At 69.5% G+C, this 630-nt stretch carries 1 protein-coding gene; it reads right to left on the bottom strand.

Annotated features, from left to right (window positions below; all coding sequences use genetic code 11):
* Positions 1–535, bottom strand: a 535-nt coding sequence (locus tag ACFHWU_RS29295; RefSeq protein WP_416592324.1) for a transposase family protein, incomplete at its 3' end; no start/stop codon positions are given.
* Positions 536–630: the final 95 nt, after the last annotated feature.

The following is a 630-nucleotide window of genomic DNA, read 5'->3' on the forward strand; positions in this document are numbered from 1 at the left end:
TCGACTTCGCCGCGATCTGGACCTGGGCGAGCACGATCCCGGTGCCGGTGTCGTACGCCGACAGCAGATGGACCTGACGTCCGTCGGCGAGCCGGGCGCCGCGTACGACCTTGCCGTCGACGGCGATGACGAGGCGCCACCGCCGTCCGGTCCCGCCGTCCGATGTGGTGCGTGCCCGCAGCCAGCCGGCCAGTACCGTCGACAGTGCCTGCGCGTCGACGCGGATCAACAGCCGCCACACCGTGGTCGCGGCGGGGACCCGGTCGGTGAACCCGAGCCTCGCCCACGCGGCGCGGTCCAGGTCGCGTACCCAGTCGGCGATAGCGGCGAACGTGCACGCGCCGGCCAGCACCGCGCACACCGCGACCGCGAGCATGCTGACCAGGGGATAGCGGCGGCCACGCGGGTCACGCGGATCGGGTACCGCCCTCAACGCGACGAACAGACTGAGCTGCTCGCTGTCAGTGACCGCTACCGGTAGCGGCGTATCGGTGGGTCGGTGCGGCAGCAGAATCTCGGTGGGTGATGATGGCATCGGCGGGTGCGGTCTTCCTCGGGATCATGTGGCTTTGAGGTGCCCCGAGGATTCCGGACAGGGAGCCAATAAGGTTACCCTGTCAGGAAAGTCGA

It is taken from the genome of Micromonospora sp. LOL_015 (assembly GCF_048060275.1).
Taxonomy (GTDB): domain Bacteria; phylum Actinomycetota; class Actinomycetes; order Mycobacteriales; family Micromonosporaceae; genus Micromonospora_E.